Source organism: Deltaproteobacteria bacterium (genome assembly GCA_005879535.1).
Classification (GTDB): domain Bacteria; phylum Myxococcota; class Myxococcia; order Myxococcales; family 40CM-4-68-19; genus 40CM-4-68-19.
In genome coordinates, this window is sequence record VBKI01000047.1 from 145,036 (window position 1) to 159,975 (window position 14,940).

At 68.4% G+C, this 14,940-nt stretch carries 14 protein-coding genes; 2 read left to right on the forward strand and 12 right to left on the reverse strand.

What is annotated here, in order from left to right:
- Positions 1-10 precede the first annotated feature (10 nt).
- On the reverse strand, positions 11-1,561 hold the full coding sequence (locus tag E6J58_04285; GenBank protein ID TMB40925.1) for an exo-alpha-sialidase: 1,551 nt from the start codon (positions 1,559-1,561) through the stop codon (positions 11-13).
- Here E6J58_04285 and E6J58_04290 point away from each other — a divergent pair.
- The gene (locus E6J58_04290; GenBank protein ID TMB40926.1) at positions 1,560-2,393 is read left to right on the forward strand and encodes a tryptophan 2,3-dioxygenase; all 834 of its coding nucleotides are present in this window, start codon (positions 1,560-1,562) and stop codon (positions 2,391-2,393) included. The two genes, E6J58_04285 and E6J58_04290, sit on opposite strands and share 2 nt — an antisense overlap.
- Positions 2,394-2,410: 17 nt before the next feature.
- Here E6J58_04290 and E6J58_04295 read toward each other — a convergent pair whose 3' ends face one another.
- The 10 genes from E6J58_04295 to E6J58_04340 all read right to left on the reverse strand — a co-directional run bounded on the left by E6J58_04295 (position 2,411) and on the right by E6J58_04340 (position 13,897).
- A complete protein-coding gene (locus E6J58_04295; GenBank protein TMB40927.1) occupies positions 2,411-3,724 on the reverse strand; it encodes an FAD-dependent monooxygenase in 1,314 nt (437 codons plus the stop codon).
- A complete protein-coding gene (kynU, locus tag E6J58_04300; protein ID TMB40928.1) occupies positions 3,717-4,904 on the reverse strand; it encodes a kynureninase in 1,188 nt (395 codons plus the stop codon). The genes E6J58_04295 and kynU overlap by 8 nt, the downstream gene beginning before the upstream one ends.
- Entirely contained in the window at positions 4,894-5,889 is a 996-nt protein-coding gene (locus E6J58_04305; protein ID TMB40929.1) for an amidohydrolase, read from the reverse strand. The genes kynU and E6J58_04305 overlap by 11 nt, the downstream gene beginning before the upstream one ends.
- A complete protein-coding gene (gene nbaC, locus E6J58_04310) occupies positions 5,876-6,382 on the reverse strand; it encodes a 3-hydroxyanthranilate 3,4-dioxygenase (protein ID TMB40930.1) in 507 nt (168 codons plus the stop codon). Before nbaC ends, E6J58_04305 begins: the two co-directional genes overlap by 14 nt.
- Positions 6,379-6,804: a RidA family protein gene (locus E6J58_04315; protein TMB40931.1), complete on the reverse strand. Its 426-nt coding sequence runs from the start codon at positions 6,802-6,804 to the stop codon at positions 6,379-6,381. Before E6J58_04315 ends, nbaC begins: the two co-directional genes overlap by 4 nt.
- Positions 6,801-8,243, reverse strand: a complete 1,443-nt coding sequence (locus E6J58_04320) for an aldehyde dehydrogenase (GenBank protein TMB40932.1) — start codon at positions 8,241-8,243, stop codon at positions 6,801-6,803. The genes E6J58_04315 and E6J58_04320 overlap by 4 nt, the downstream gene beginning before the upstream one ends.
- A gap of 124 nt (positions 8,244-8,367) precedes the next feature.
- On the reverse strand, positions 8,368-10,650 hold the full coding sequence (locus E6J58_04325; protein ID TMB40933.1) for a hypothetical protein: 2,283 nt from the start codon (positions 10,648-10,650) through the stop codon (positions 8,368-8,370).
- A 114-nt stretch (positions 10,651-10,764) separates the two neighbouring features.
- Positions 10,765-11,550, reverse strand: coding sequence for a class I SAM-dependent methyltransferase (locus tag E6J58_04330; GenBank protein ID TMB40934.1), 786 nt, complete (start codon positions 11,548-11,550; stop codon positions 10,765-10,767).
- 7 nt (positions 11,551-11,557) lie between these two features.
- Entirely contained in the window at positions 11,558-11,989 is a 432-nt protein-coding gene (locus tag E6J58_04335) for a cupin domain-containing protein (protein TMB40935.1), read from the reverse strand.
- A 27-nt stretch (positions 11,990-12,016) separates the two neighbouring features.
- Positions 12,017-13,897 carry a YkgJ family cysteine cluster protein gene (locus E6J58_04340; GenBank protein TMB41070.1) on the reverse strand — a complete coding sequence of 627 codons (1,881 nt, stop codon included), beginning with the start codon at positions 13,895-13,897 and terminating at the stop codon, positions 12,017-12,019.
- Between E6J58_04340 and E6J58_04345 the strand changes: the two genes are divergently transcribed.
- Positions 13,791-13,940, forward strand: coding sequence for a lmo0937 family membrane protein (locus E6J58_04345; GenBank protein TMB40936.1), 150 nt, complete (start codon positions 13,791-13,793; stop codon positions 13,938-13,940). The two genes, E6J58_04340 and E6J58_04345, sit on opposite strands and share 107 nt — an antisense overlap.
- A gap of 106 nt (positions 13,941-14,046) precedes the next feature.
- Here E6J58_04345 and E6J58_04350 read toward each other — a convergent pair whose 3' ends face one another.
- Positions 14,047-14,940: an ATP-dependent DNA ligase gene (locus tag E6J58_04350; protein TMB40937.1), complete on the reverse strand. Its 894-nt coding sequence runs from the start codon at positions 14,938-14,940 to the stop codon at positions 14,047-14,049.

Below are 14,940 nucleotides of genomic sequence, written 5' to 3' on the forward strand. Positions count from 1 at the left end.
GCGGCGCAGGCTACTTGAACAGCGTGTCGAAGCGCCAGCGCTCGCGGGCGCCCCGCCAGAGCTGCTGAACGGTCCGCGCCGCGACCGCCACCGGGTCGGCGGTGACGGGAACGGCGTCGGCGGGCCGGAAGTACACGTTGGCCGCGCCGCCCTGTGGGACGGCGACGAAGAAGGGAAGGAACACGGACCCGTCGCTCACCAGCGCCTGGTAATCGCCGAGGAACCAGGCCGGACCCTCGACGAGGGGAGCGGCCTGCAGGTTGAAGGGAGCTCCGATCATCGACTCGGTGAACGTCGTGCCACCGTCGGTGGACACGGCGAGCCAATGCGTGACGAGAAGGTGCGTGGAGTCGGCCGGATCGTCGCGGCGCAGATCGTAGTAGGTGACGCCGATCTTTCCGCCGTTGGCGACGGCGACGGTGGGCGTGAACGCAGGCGCGGAGGCTCCGTTGACCTGGACGGGCGCAGACCAGTTGAGTCCGCCGTCGATGCTCCTGGAGAGCGCGATGCCGTCGCGCGCCATCTGGGAGAAGCGCGCGTCTTCCCAGACGACATAGAGGGTGCCGTTGCTGGAGCGGTCGAGGGCGACGCTGTGGACCACGCTGCCCGAACGGATTCCGCGCTTCGTCTTGGGGTCGTTGACGCCGACGAACTGTGCCTCGGCGATGCTGACGGCCGGGTCGGGCCAGGTCTCGCCCCGGCTGGACGATCGAATTGCCTGGATGGTGATGCGCGGATTCGTCGAGCTGTTTTGCGCCGCGACCATCAGCACGTTCACCAGCGCGCCGCCGGGCAACACGGCGATCTGGTTGGAGATGGTCTGCGTGTCGGGGCCGGGATCGTAGATCTGGCGGGCTGGCTCCCAGGTGTCGCCGCCGTCGGTCGTGCGCGCGAACCAGGCTGGTCCCGTGTTCTTCGAGTTGGTGGGATCGGTGAAGCCGGTGAGCCGATCCCAGACCGCGTAAGCGTACTTCGCGTCGAGCGGGTCCGCGGTGACGGTCTCCTTGTCCATCACCAGATTCGGGTCGACGTCGTGCTGCAGCGTCTTCGGCTCGTCCCAGGTGAGTCCGCGATCGCTCGAGCGGCTGACAAGCATGGCGCGGTTCACCTTGTCCTGGTCGTACGCGTAGACGATCACGAAGGCGGTGCCGGTCGGGCCGATCGTGACCCACGGATCGGTCCCGCGCTGGTAGGCGCCTTCGCTGCACCGCGTGAACCGCGGGGTCGTCCGCTGCCAGGTGTGGCCGCCGTCGAACGTGACGGCGCTGACCACGCCGTTGGAACCACCGTTGGACCAGCGGTCCTGCTGCCAGGCGCCGATGAGGTGCTTGGGATCGGTCGGATCGATGGCGACCGAGGGCTCGACCTCCGCGTCGTGGAAGACAACGCCCGTGCCCGCGGGACCCGTGCAGGAGCTGGCCCAGGGAGCATTGGTGGAAACGGTGACCAACCCAGGAATCGATTGCGAAGGCGTTTCGTCGTCGCCGGCACAGGCGGCGCATGCCAGCAGCAATGCCGCGGCGCGCGCGCAGACGGAACGCGGTGGTACAAGGTCGCCCATGTCCCTCGAAGACAACGTGGTCACCGATTTTCGCGATCGGATGACGTACGGCGGATACCTGCAGCTTGACAAGCTGCTCTCGGCGCAAACGCCGCTCAGCAACCCTCCGCACCATGACGAGATGCTGTTCATCATTCAACATCAGACCAGCGAGCTGTGGTTCAAGCTCGTGCTCCACGAGCTCCGGGCGGCCATCGAATTCGTCCGGCGCGATCAGCTGGAGCCTACCTTCAAGATTCTCGCGCGAGTGAAGCACATCCAGGCCCAGCTCGTTTCGCAATGGGCCGTCCTGGCCACGCTGACCCCCAGCGAGTACGGGGAGTTCCGGCACGTGCTCGGGCCGGCCAGTGGCTTCCAGTCGCTCCAACACCGGGTGATCGAATTCATGCTCGGGAACAAGGACCAGCGGATGCTCGCGGTGCACGAGCAGAATCCGGCCGGCCACGCCGAGCTGCTTCAGGCGCTGAAGTCGCCAACGCTGTACGACGAGTTCCTCCGGCACCTGGCCCGTCGGGGCAAGCCCATTCCCCAGGGCGTTCTCGCCCGGGACGTGACGGAGCCCCACAGGAGCGATCCCGGCGTACGGGCAGTGGTCCGCGAGATCTACGAGAATCCGGCGGAGAACTGGGATGCGTACGAGATGTGCGAAAAGCTGATCGACGTCGACGAGCAGTTCGCGCTCTGGCGCTTCCGTCACGTCAAGGTGGTCCAGCGGATCATCGGCTGGAAGCGCGGCACCGGGGGGACTGCCGGAGTCGATTATCTGAAGAAGCTGGTCGACGTGCTGCTGTTCCCGGATCTGTGGGACGTGCGCACCGAGCTCAAGGGCTGAGGCGACGCCGCCCGGGATCAAACGACCCCGTGCGAGCGCAGCAGCGGTACCAGCTCCTGCTCCGCCAGGTGGACGCCGCGCTCGTAATCCGGCTGAGCCTGTTGCGCCAGCTCGGACAGGATGCGGAGCTGGATCTCCCCTGCCAGCAGCGCGATCCGGTACGGCACCCGGGTAAACGTCACGAGCTGGTAGCGGGTCAGATATCGCCCCGGCATCCTTTGTTGAAGACCGCGCTCGATCTCCCGCATGCGGAGGAACTCCGGGTCGGCGACCTTGTCGCGCATCTCGACGAAGTTCTCCACCGCGAGGTCCGCGATGGCGTCGGTGTCGGGCTTGCGCGATTCGGCGAACCGGGCGAAGTCGCGCGCCCAGTCCCCCGTGAGCATTCCGGCGAGCAGCGCGACGTCCTCGAAGCCGGCATTCATGCCTTGGCCAAAGAAGGGAACGATGGCGTGCGCGGCGTCGCCGATCAGCAGCGCGCTGCCGCGTGACCAGGGCCAGGCCTTGATCGTCGCCATCCGCCCGAGCGGCGCCTGCATGAACTGCGCGGCCAATCCAGGAATGAGCGGCACCGCGTCGGGAAACCACTTCTCGAAAAAACGGGCCGCATCCTCCTCGCCGACCAGCTCTGCGAACGACGGCGAGCCTTCGAAGGGCAAGAACAGCGTGCAGGTGAAGCTGCCGTCACTGTTCGGAAGCGCGATCAGCATGAAGTTGCCGCGCGGCCAGATGTGCAGCGCGTTGCGATGCATCGCGAAGCCGCCCTCCCTCGGCGGCATGGTCAGCTCCTTGTAGCCGCTGGAGAGGACGTCCTGCGTCGCGCTGCCGGCCAGGCAGGCGCGCAGGGCGGAGCTGCTGCCGTCGCTTCCGACGATGACCTCCGCCGGCACCTCACCCACGGGATCGAAGCGCGCTACGCGCCGGGCGAAGTCGTAGTCGACCAGCCGCTGCCCGAAGTGGATGCGGACGCGCCCCGTCTCCTCCGCCCTGGTCATCAAGAGCTTGTTGAGCTCGCCGCGGGACATCGAGTTGATGAACTCGCGTTCGCTGCGGCCGTAGGCAAGCAGGGCGAGCTTCCCGTCCAGTGCGTGCGTCATCCGGCCGAGCATCGGGACCGCCTGGCGGAGCACGTCGTCGTCGAGGCCTACCTCGTGCAGCGCATGGAGCCCGCGCGTGGAGACCGCCAGGTTGATCGAGCGGCCGGCGGAAATGCCCACGTGGCGCATGTCGGGCCGCCGCTCGTACACGTCGACCGCGTGCCCCTGGCGAGCGAGCATGAGCGCCAGCAGCGAGCCGACCGGCCCCGCTCCGACGACGACCAAATCAGGCATCGCCCAGCTCACCGATCAGCGCGCAGAGCCGCTGAACGTCCTCGAAGCCGTTGTAAAGCGGAGCAGGCGTGATCCGGACGATGTCCGGGGGCCGCAGATCGACGATGGCGCCCCGCCTTTTCAGCTCGTTGACGGTTCCGGGACGCCGGAAGCGCACCGTCAGCATCGAGCCTCGGTCCTGTGGCGTGAGAATCTCCGCCCCGCGCTCGATCAATAGGTGTTCGAGATATCCCGTGAGCCGGTCGCCCTTGCGCCTCAGGGCCGGCATGCCGGCGCGGTCGAAAAGCTCCATCGAGGCCCGCAACGCCGCGAGCTGCAGGATGGGTGGATTCGACAGCTGCCAGGCTTCCGCACCGCGAATGGGCGAAAATCGCGCCGCCATCTCGAACCTGCGCGCCTTGTCGTGGCCCCACCAGCCTTCGAACCGCGGCAACTGCGCATCGGCGTGCCGTTCATGGACGAAGACGCCGCCGAGACCGCCCGGCCCGGCGTTGAGATACTTGTAGTTGCACCAGACCGCGAAGTCGGGAGCGTCATCGTGCAACGAGAGCACGAGGTTGCCCGCTCCGTGCGCCAGATCGAAGCCGATGAGGGCGTCCTTCTCGTGTGCCGCCCGCACCAACGCCCGCATGTCGTACGCCCGGCCACTGACGTAGTTCACGTTGCCGATCAGCACGAGCGCCACGTCGTCGCGCTCCCGCAGCGTACGCAAGGGATCCTCGCTTTCCAGGACGGCGTCGGCGAATCCGTGGAACCGCGCCTGCGAGGCCACCGCGTACCGATCCGAGGGAAACGCGCCCTTCTCGATCAGCAGCCGGTGCTTGCCGGGCCTGGGGCGGTAGAACGAGACCATCATCAGATGCAGGTTCACCGACAGCGTGTTCATCACCACCACTTCGTGGGGCAGGGCACCGACGAGCCTCGCGGTCGCCGCGGTCAGCAACTCGTGATAACCGACCCAGGGATTGCGCGCGGCGAAGTGGCCGTCGACGGCGAGGCGCTCCCAGTCTTCCATCTCCTGCAGCACGTACTCGCGCGCACGCCGCGGCTGCAGACCGAGCGAATGCCCCGCGAAGTAGAGCGGTCCTGACTCGGGGAAGAGGAATTCCGCGCGCAAGGACCGCAAATCATCCGCCGCGTCCTCCGCCTGCGCCCACTCGAGCGAGTCCTCAAAGGTCATAGGCGGCCGCCTGGCGCCCCAGCCATTCGAGCGCAGTCCCGGATCTCAGCCGCTCCCGCACGTCCGCGGGCAGATGGAGCGAGTCGATCAAGCTGCCGGGGCGTTCTTCGCCCAGGGGGAAGGGATAGTCGCTGCCCAGCGCGATGCGGTCCGGCCCGAAGACTCCGAGAAGAAAGCGCAGAGCGCCCGCGTCGTGCACGAGCGAGTCGACGTAGATCCGCTTCAGGTACCGGGACGGCGGATGCGGATTGTCCACCGCGACCAGATCCGGCCGCGCCTGAAATCCGCGCTCGATCCTCCCCAGCGTTCCGGGGAAGGCGCCGCCGCCGTGCGCGAAGGCGATGCGCAGCCGCGGCAGCCGCTCGAGCACTCCGCCGAAGATGACCGAGCAGATGGCGAGCGAGACCTCCGCGGGCATTCCGACCAGCCAGGGCAGCCAGTACTTGCGCATCCGCGCCTCGCCCATCATGTCCCACGGATGCACGAACACCGCCGCGCCCAGCTCCTCGGCGCGCGCGAAGACCGGAAACAGCGCGGGCTCGGAGAGATTCCAGTCGTTCACGTGCGAACCGATTTCGATCCCCAGAAGGCCGAGCTGCGTCACGCAGCGATCGAGCTCCCGGACGGCGCGATCGGGGGCCTGCATGGGGAGCGTGCCGAGGCCGATGAATCTCCGCGGATGCTCCCGGCAGAGCGCCGCCACGTGGTCGTTCAGCAGGCGCGCGAGATCGTCGCCGCGCGCAAGTGGCAATTGGTAGGCGAAGAGGACCGGGACGGTGGAGAGCACCTGGAGGCCGACGCCCGCTTCGTCGCATTCCTTCAGGCGGATGGCGGGATCCCAGCAGTTGCTCCGGATCTCCCGGAACAGCGTTCCGTCCTCGCGCAGCAGGCGGGCGCCACACTCGTCGACCCGCTCGAGGCGCATCGGGCTCCAGCGCGGCAGCTCCGAAGGGAGCACGTGCGTGTGCACGTCAAGGCTTCGCATGCTTGCGGCCGCACTTGCGGCAGGTCGTGTTCGCCGGGTTGCCCCAGTAGTGCTCGAACACCGGCGCAAGCTGCTGGACGATGTCGGTGAGGTGGAACGACTCCCGGTACAGCTCGCCGCCGCAGCCGTCGCAGACCCAGAGGAAGGTGTCCTTTTCCTGCGGCAGGCGACGCCGTTCGATGACGAGTCCGACCGTGTTCGCCGGACGCTGCGGCGAGTGCGGCGTCTTCGGGGGGAGGAGGAAGATCTCGCCCTGACGGATGGGAACGTCGACGCGCTCGCCCTCCTGCAGCGTTCGCAAGACGATGTCGCCTTCCACCTGGTAGAAGAACTCCTCTCCTTCGTTGACGTGATAGTCGGTACGGGCATTGGGCCCGCCCACCACGGTCACCATGAAGTCGCGGTCGCCCTCCCAGATCTGCGCATTGCCGACGGGTGGCTTGAGCAGATGGCGGTGCTCGTCGATCCACTTCCGGAAGTTGAGCGGTTTCATCGGGACGCGACCTCCGCGATGCACTTGAGCTCGATGGCGATGGGGGTCGGCAGCGCCGTGACCTCCACCGTGGTCCTGCAGGGACGGACGGTGGCGAAATACTCCGCGTACAGGCGGTTGTAGGCGGCGAAGTCGCGCTGGATGTCCGTGAGGAAGACCGTCACGTCCACCAGGTCCTCCCATCGCGCCCCGGCATCTTCCAGGACGGCGCGCACGTTGTCGAAGACGGAGCGGCACTGCGCCTCGATGTCGTAGCTCGCAACCGATCCGTCGGGCGCGAGCCGGACGCCGGGAATATCCCGCGAGTCGCGCCGGCGCGGCCCGATGCCGGAAAGGAAGAGGAGATTTCCGACCCGCCGCGCGTGCGGATACGGACCGACCGGCTCGGGTGCGCGCGACGACTTGAACTCGTTCGAGCTCATAGCTTCACGCAGACGTTCTTCGCTTCGGTGAAGAACCGCAGCGCGTCCATCCCGCCTTCGCGGCCGACGCCCGACTCCTTGACGCCTCCGAACGGCGTGCGCAGGTCGCGCAACATCCAGCAGTTGACCCAGACGATCCCGCTCTGAAGCTGGGCGGCGACGCGATGGGCCCGCGACAGATCGCGAGTCCACAGCGAAGCGGCGAGACCATAGCGTGTCGAGTTCGCGACCTGGACCGCCTCCTCCGCGGTCTCGAATGGAAGCAGCGTCGCCACCGGACCGAAGATCTCCTCCTGGTTGGTGCGGCAGGCGGGGCCCAGACCCTCGATCAGCGTGGGCTCCACGAAAAAGCCACCCGCGCATCGCCCGGGAACCACCGCCCGGCCGCCGCCGCAGAGAACGCGCCCGCCTTCCTGCTTTGCGACCGCCAGGCATCCCAACACCTTGTCGAGATGCTGGCGCGAGACGAGGGCACCCTGTTCGGTCGCAGGGTCGAGCGGATCGCCCATCTCGAGGGCGCGCACGCGCTCGACGAGCTCGTCGCGAACGAGCCCGTACGCGGATTTCTCGACCAGGATCCGCGAGCCGCAGAGACAGATCTGTCCGGTGTTCGAGAAGGCGGCGCGCACCGTTTGCGGGATGGCCTCGCGCAGGTCGGCGTCGGCGAAGATGACCGTCGGGTTCTTGCCGCCCATTTCCAGCGAGACCTTCTTGAACGAGCCGGCCGCCTCGCGGCCGATCTCGCCGCCAACGCGCGTCGATCCCGTAAAAGAGATGGCCCGGATCTCCCGATGTGCGCACAACGGCGCGCCAGCCTTGGGGCCGAGACCCTGGACGACGTTCAGCACGCCGGGGGGAAATCCCGCCTCCGCTGCGAGCGCGCCGAGCAGGTGCGCGGTCATCGGAGTCACCTCAGAAGGCTTGGCGACCACGCAGTTTCCCGCGGCGAGCGCCGGGGCGATCTTCCACGAGAGCAGGTAGAGAGGAAGGTTCCAGGGCGAGATGCAGGCGACGGCGCCGAGCGGTTGCCGCAGCGTGTAGTTGAGCGCCACTTCGTCGGTCGGGTGCGCCTCGCTGGAAAACTGCGTGATCGCGTCGGCGAAGAAGTCGAAGTTCTGGACTGCGCGCGGGATGTCCACCGTGCGCGCCGCGGAGAGCGGCTTTCCCGAGTCGATCGACTCCGCGCGCGCCAGGGAGTCGAGATCGCGCTCGATCAGCCGCGCCAGCCGGCGCATCACCTTCGACCGCTCGACCGCGGGAGTCGCCGACCAGGCAGGAAAGGCGCGGAGTGCCGCCGCGACCGCGCGATCCACGTCGCGCGCGTCCGAGCTCGCGACCCGCGCATGGATCGCGCCGGTCGCCGGGTCGACGTCGTCCAGCCACTCGCCGGAGGCGGCGGGCACCTGCCGTCCGTCGATGAAGTTGAGGACGTCCTGCATCGGGCGGAGCTTTATCGCCGAACCTGTGCGGCGTCGAGAGTACGACAGCTTTCAAGGCTCTTTCCGCATTCGCGGAAACAGCCAGCAAAAGCATAGTGCCTAAGCCACCTTCGGGCGGCCGGCGCTATTCAAGCTCAGCGCAGGCGGGCGCGGCACCGGTCTGGCTGATCGACGCCGCGAACTGGTCGAAGGTGGCGCGGGCCGCCGCCCCACCTTCCAGGCGCAGCAGCGTGAGCGCCGCCTTCCCTCCGCAATAGGGTGCGATCGCGATCCTCAGCTGCATTCCGGCATTCTCCACTGCCCACGAGCGCTGCTCGGCAGGAACCCCCGCGAGGAGCTGCTGCGTCTTGCCGAGGTAGGTGAGATGCCCGCCCTGTGAGGCGGCGATCTGCGCGGAGGCGGTCTGGAAGAACGCGTCCAGTGTCTCTCCGGTCAGAGCCTCGGGAACGAAGGAGATCGTCGCGCCGCCGGCGCCGGCTTTCTTGATTGCCAGCTCGGCGACGGGATTGCTCTCGTCGGCCTCGAAGCCCTCGGGGACGTCTCCGGCCAGCGCGAGGCGAGGGCTGACGAACCGCCCGGAACGCACGCGCGTCGGTTCGACCTCCGGCGGCGGAGGCACGTCTCCGAAAGGCGGAACCGCAGCGCGCGTCACCGGGCGCAGAGCGAGCTGGCGAGCAGTGGCCGCGACAAGATCGACGCTCCCTCGCGCCACGGCGACCAACTGCGCGGAGCTCGCGATCCGCGAGGGCGCCGCCATCGACCAACCGAGCGGGTTGGGTCCGCCCGCGGCCTGCTCCTGCCAGCACGGCTGCACCAGCTTCATCACGTTGGAGACGTTGCCGGCGACTCCAGAGCTCCATGCCGTGGTCCAGAGCAGCGAGAGAGCGTTCTTCGGCCCTTCGACGATGGTGTACGCGTCGCCGGCCCAGCGCGGAGCGAAGTCCTTGAGCACTTCCTTCTCCACGCACGCCTCGAGCGCCAGGCGGGTGCCGAGCTCGCCCATCCGCCCGGTGGCGATCGCGTGCGTGCCGTCGGGAGGGGGAGGCGCGGGAACGAGCACGGGCACTTCGCCGGCGAAATAAGCGTCGGGATGAAGGATCTGATGCGTGGAGACCGGAGGGTTCTTGAACATCCGATCCACGAGGGCAAACCCGCCGCGGCGATACGCCTCGGCCACCAGCGCGAAGCCCGCCGCGTAGGGAAGAACCAGCTCCTCGCGGAGGACCGGAGGCGCGTGCTGGAGCTGCGGCGACTTCCCGCTCATCTTGAGCAGCGTCTGCGCGTCCAGCGCCTTCAACGTCGCCGCGCCGCTTGCGATCGACGCCTTGATCGGCTTGTGAGCCCGAAGCGCGCTGAAGGCGGTCATCACCGCCATCGCATCCCCTTCGTACAGCGCCGTCCGCGCCAGGCGGACGTCGTCGTCGGGCAGCGCGGCCATATCGGGAATCCCGAAGTTCTGGTCCTGCAGCGCGTGCTCGATCTCGTGCGCGAGCACGACGCGCAGCCCGTCCGGCCCCATTGCGCCCGCCGAGGCCGGCGGGTCCTTGCGGACCACGAGCTGGCGCGTGAACGGGTCGTAGAAGCCCGCGACCTGCTCGTCGAGCACGTCGAGCAGGGCCTGGGCGGGGTCGACCGCCGCCGGAGCGAGGTTGAACGCGAGCCAGCGGGCGCGCTCGGCGGCCACGACCGCGGGCGTGAGCTCCTTCTTCGCTTTCTCCCACACCGCCTTGGAGAACAGCTTGCCGTCGAGGATCTGCACCTTGAGATTCTGCTTGCGGCGCAGGCCGCGCAGGCGTTCGACGTCCGTGGTGGTATCGCGGATCATCGTGATCAGCGGATCCTCGTCCGGCACCGGCGGCGACGTCGTCGGCTCTGCCGGAGGAGCCGGGGGAGGCGGAGGGGCGGCCGCGCGCGGCTCCGGTGGCGGAGCTGCCTTCGTACCTCCCGGCATGCGCAGCGTCCCGGGCGGCAGCCTGGGCTCTACCGCCGGCGCCGCGAGCCCCAGCGCCGAGGCGAGCTGGTTGGGAAGCTTCGCGTGGAGGTCCGCGCGCAGCTGCGCGAGGCCGATTCCCACCACGCGGATCAGCGAGACCGGCGCACCGGTCCCGTCGCGGTAGACGCTCACCGCAACCACCGTCGCCCCTTCCATCTGCGCCGCGCGCCCCAGCACCGCGAGCACGGCCCCGGTCGCGTCCAGCGCGCCGGCGGGGTCGCTGCCTTCGGCCGCGATCACTTCGTACCCTTGGGCCGCCAAGGCGTCGCGGGCGACGACCCGGATCTCTTCGGTGAACGCGATCGCATCGGGCGCAGGGAGCGCTCCCGCCCGCGGTTGCACCGGAAGCACCGCAATGCGGCTCTGCGCCGCCGCCGCGGTCGCGAGGAGAAGCGAGACGATGAATACGCGCAAGGACGACCTCCCCGGACATGTTCGTTGTCCGAGGTCGCTGGAGCAACTTCCGGCCGGTGCGCCGAGGTACGCCGCGTGCCTACTCTGTCGCTGCCCGCTTTGTCGGCGGCGGACTCATGGACTCGCGGGACGAATGAATTTCAGCGCGAAACGGTCGCTCTGGCCACGCTTGCCGAGCTTGGCGGCGGCGTTCGGGGACGCGTTCCAGTCGCGGGGATCGTCAGGATTGCGCAGGAAGGTGCCCTCCGAAGCGAGCCGGAAGCCAGCCGTCTGCACCTCTTCCTTCACCACGCTCTCGTCGATGCGGTGGAGGGTCTGCGTCGCGGAAAGGCCGCTGCCGTCCTTCGCGCTCGAGTCGATCACCACGTATGCGCCGCCGGGGCGGAGCGCGTTGAAGATGATCTTGTTCATCCGGGCCCTGTCCACCGGCATGTTCACGATGTCGTGGTAGATGACGTTCATCACCACCAGGTCGAGGTCCTTCGCCTCCGGCGGAACCGGATCGTCGAACGGAATCTCGGCGCGCACCACGTCCTTCATCGCCGGATGCGTGAAGCGCTCGGCGAGGGCGTCTTTGAGGAACGACAGCCAGCGCGGATCGTTCTGCATGTATACCGCGCCCGACGGCCCCACCGAGCGCGCGATCAACTCCGTCGTGTAACCGCCGCCCGCTCCCAGGTCCTCGACCTTCATGCCGGGACGCACGTCGAGGAAGTCGAGCATCTCGGCGGGCTTGCGGCCCGGATCGAGGTCCTTGTCGGCGGCGCTCCGATCCGGTGCCGACACGACGGTGTTCCGCGCTGCCCGGCCGTCTTCCTTGGGGGCGGCGGTCGCGGGCGCGGGTGGCGGCGCGGACTTGCAGGCGGCCGCGCAAACGAGGAGGACGGCGATGCGCTTCATGGCGACCTCACTTGACGAAGTTGTAGTCCGCCGGCCCGCCGCGGCGGACGAGCAACATGCAATCGGTCCCTGCCGAGCAGACGAACTGGTGTACTGCCTTCGCTGGGATGACGACGTAACCGCCCGGAGCGACATCGTGCTGCTTCCCGTCGAGCGTCAAAGTCCCCTTGCCGGAGAGGAGGACCGTGTACTCCGCGGCGGAGTGCCAGTGCGCCGGCAACCCGGTGCCGGCGGGCGTCTTCAAGTAGGCGGTGGCGCCCTTGGTCGTAGGGTCGACACCGATGACCGCGGCCTGCATCCCTTTGGTCGCGTTCGGCGTGGTGGAGTCGGCGAACTTCGCGGTGGCGACGTTGGCGACCAGGGCCTCCTCGGTCGACGGCGGTTTCGGCGCATCGGCGAGAGCGGCGGCGGCGACCAACAGCGGAAAGAGCTTGCGCATGGCGAACCCCCTTTGGGGGCGCGCATCCTACTCGATCCCGCGTTCGCGGCGATCCTGGCGGCACTCCCGGGACCCGGGCAGGACCTGCCGGCAGGCCGAAGGACGGATCTCGTAGATCGTGCAGGCGACGCGGCTGCCGAGCTTGCCCTCGAGAGCGATGCAGCGTTGATCCCGCCCGCGGAGCTTCATGTGGCGCTCGCCTTCGCCGTTGAGCACGGTCAACCGGCGGAGCAGGCGAGGGTGGCGCGCGAGCGCAGAGCGGGGCCTGACCTCGACGTAGTCGACATACGTCTCGGCGCGGTTCTCGTCGGTGTTGCAGCAGCAGGCGCCACAGGACTGGCAGTCGAACGTCACGCGGAAAGCTTCGCACGGGCCGGGCCCGCGCGGGACGGCATCTGCAGCACTTCGGCCGGCGTTCGTCCATCGATGCGCAATGCGAGAGCCGCCGCGCAGAAGCGGGCGCCGGCGCCGACCAGAAACAGCGCCTGTGAGGCGACGAGCGGTTGACCGAGCAACGACCAGGCGTCTGGGAGGAGCTTGACGATGGCGCCGCCCGCGGCGGAACCGATTCCGGCCGCCAGGCCTCCGACGGCCGCAACGGCCCCGACGTAGAAGGATCGCGTGGCCGGCCGCGAGAGCGCGAGCGGCAAGGAGAACGTCGCCAGGGCGAGGCCGGCGTTGGCGGCGCCGCAGACCGCTGCATCGATGCCGAGAGGCCAGAGCCGGCCTTCCGCCGCGAAGATCCACAGCAGAGGAGAGAGGCAGAGCGCGAAGGCGCTGGCGACCACGACCTGGCGCGCGCCGCCGCGGTCGAGGACGCGACCCCAGATCGGGCCGGCGAGCATCCGGAAGGCGGCGACCGCGGCGGTGTAGATGGCCATCCGGACAAAACCCATCCGGAGATTGCCGATCATGTGCAGCGGATAGAAGGCAGCTGCGATTCCTCCCGCCGCGCTCCAGGCGAGTTGGAAGGCGAGCAGGCTGCGAGCGCGCCCGTCGTGCAGCGGTTCCAGCGCCTCGTGCAGCGGGGCCGCGCGCGGAGGCACGGTGTGGCTTGGCTCGTGCTGACGGAAGAGGAGCCAGGTGGTAATCGCTCCCGTTAGAGACGCGGCGACCGTCAGCGCGCAGAGAGCGGTCCCTGCATCGCCGCGGTTCCGCCCTGCGTCCAGGACCAGTCCGGCAGCCAGGGACGCGCAGAGGGCGGCGAACGCGCAGAGGGCGGAGCGCCGCCCGAAGTAGCGGCCGCGCACCGCCGCCGGAACCAGGTCGCCCATCCACGAAGTCCAGGCGTTGTTCCCCGCCACGCTGAGCGCGGCGCTGATGAACGCGCAGCCGAGAAAGACCGCCTGCTTCGAGACGGCGGACGCCGGCAGGAAGGGAAGCAGCGCCAAGGGGAGGATGCTCTGCCGGGAAATGCCGATGGTCCACAGCGCCGCCCGGCGCCCGCCGAATCGCCGCGTGCACCACGCCGCCGGCAACTGCACGAGCTGCGCGGTGAAGGGCAGCGCGCCGAGGACGCCGATGAGAAAGGGGGGCAGATCGAGAAAGAGCGCCCACGCTGTCAGAACTCCACCGGACGTGCAGGCGCCCACCACCTCGGCAAGCGCCCCCTCGAACATGGAATTCCGCAGGGACCTCCGCAACACGGCACCCAAACGTGCCACGCTTGCCCGTGTGCGCTGCAAGGATGTTCCTGTGCGCGCGCTGCCGACCCGGACGTGCGCCTGCCCGGGTGCTCCTCCGGCGGGACGCTCGTTTCCCGACAGTGCGAGACCTACCTTTGCGGCAAAGGAGGTACAGCATGCTCTGGACCATCACCGTGATTCTGCTCGTCCTGTGGGTGCTCGGGCTGGTATCGGGCTCCACGATGGGCGCATGGGTCCACATCCTGCTGGTGCTCGCCATCATCAGCCTGATCTTCGCGGTCCTGCGCCGCGGCGCGACGGTCTGACGACGATCGATTTTCGGGGGGCGTGAGCAGGTTCGGGGCGGCCCCGGAAGAGGCCGCCCCTGTTCACCTCTGCAACGAAATCTGCTGTTTCGGATGAACTGAAGACTCAGCTGCCGGGAATTCGCGGGAGCTTCTGCTTCAAAGAGAGGAGCGGGGCAAAGAGGTCGCCGTGCTCGTCCACGCGGCGCAAGGCGGCATCGGTCTCGAACGAGAGCAGCTTCGGGTCTTTTGCGTGGAGACACTCGCGGACTTCGTTCCAGCTCACCGGTGTCGAAACCGTCGGTCGCTCGCGGGCGCGCAGCGAGTACACGCACACGGTCGTCTTGTGCGGATCGTTCTGGCTCCAGTCGACCAGCACCTTTGCGGCCCGCAGCGATTTCTTCATGTTCGAGACCACGAGACCGGGACGCTTCGCCGCCAGCGCGTCGGCGACCGCGCGCGCGAACGGCTTCGTCTCCTCGTACGTGATGCGCTGGTTCAGCGGCAGGTAGATCTGCAGGCCCTTGGAGCCCGAGGTCTTGGCAAGGGTCCGCAACCCGAGCTGCGCGAACATCTGCTCGAGGATGACGGCAACTTCGCAGCACTGGACGAGGTCCGCCGGCGGTCCGGGGTCGAGATCGAAGACCACGCTGTCGGGCCGCTCGACGTCGCGGGCGCGGTGCAGGGGAACGTGCATCTCCAGGTCGGCCAGATTCGTGGCCCAGGCGAGCGTAGCGACGTCCTGCACCAGGCAGAACTGCATCACGCGCTGGTTCTGGTCGCTCCAGATCGGCGCGGTCTTGACCCACGGCGGCCGGTGCGAGGGGCAGTTCTTCTCGTAGAAGAACTGACCGTCCACTCCGTTGGGATAGCGCTTGAGCGTGAGCGGCCGGTCCCGCAGGTGCGGGAGCAGCGCCGGCGCGATTCGCAGGTAGAAATCGATCACCTGCGCCTTGGTGAAACCCGCCTTCGGATAGAAGACCTTGTCGAGATTGCTGAGCGTCAGGCGCTTGCCGCGGAT

Bases quoted from the DNA above. Each gene is read 5' to 3' on its own strand.
- E6J58_04290 (TMB40926.1), top strand. From the start codon at position 1,560: ATGTCCCTCGAAGACAACGTGGTCACCGATTTTCGCGATCGGATGACG.
- E6J58_04285 (TMB40925.1), bottom strand. From the start codon at position 1,561: ATGGGCGACCTTGTACCACCGCGTTCCGTCTGCGCGCGCGCCGCGGCA.
- E6J58_04295 (TMB40927.1), bottom strand. From the start codon at position 3,724: ATGCCTGATTTGGTCGTCGTCGGAGCGGGGCCGGTCGGCTCGCTGCTG.
- kynU (TMB40928.1), bottom strand. From the start codon at position 4,904: ATGACCTTTGAGGACTCGCTCGAGTGGGCGCAGGCGGAGGACGCGGCG.
- E6J58_04305 (TMB40929.1), bottom strand. From the start codon at position 5,889: ATGCGAAGCCTTGACGTGCACACGCACGTGCTCCCTTCGGAGCTGCCG.
- nbaC (TMB40930.1), bottom strand. From the start codon at position 6,382: ATGAAACCGCTCAACTTCCGGAAGTGGATCGACGAGCACCGCCATCTG.
- E6J58_04315 (TMB40931.1), bottom strand. From the start codon at position 6,804: ATGAGCTCGAACGAGTTCAAGTCGTCGCGCGCACCCGAGCCGGTCGGT.
- E6J58_04320 (TMB40932.1), bottom strand. From the start codon at position 8,243: ATGCAGGACGTCCTCAACTTCATCGACGGACGGCAGGTGCCCGCCGCC.
- E6J58_04330 (TMB40934.1), bottom strand. From the start codon at position 11,550: ATGAAGCGCATCGCCGTCCTCCTCGTTTGCGCGGCCGCCTGCAAGTCC.
- E6J58_04335 (TMB40935.1), bottom strand. From the start codon at position 11,989: ATGCGCAAGCTCTTTCCGCTGTTGGTCGCCGCCGCCGCTCTCGCCGAT.
- E6J58_04345 (TMB40936.1), top strand. From the start codon at position 13,791: ATGCTCTGGACCATCACCGTGATTCTGCTCGTCCTGTGGGTGCTCGGG.
- E6J58_04340 (TMB41070.1), bottom strand. From the start codon at position 13,897: ATGATGGCGAGCACCAGCAGGATGTGGACCCATGCGCCCATCGTGGAG.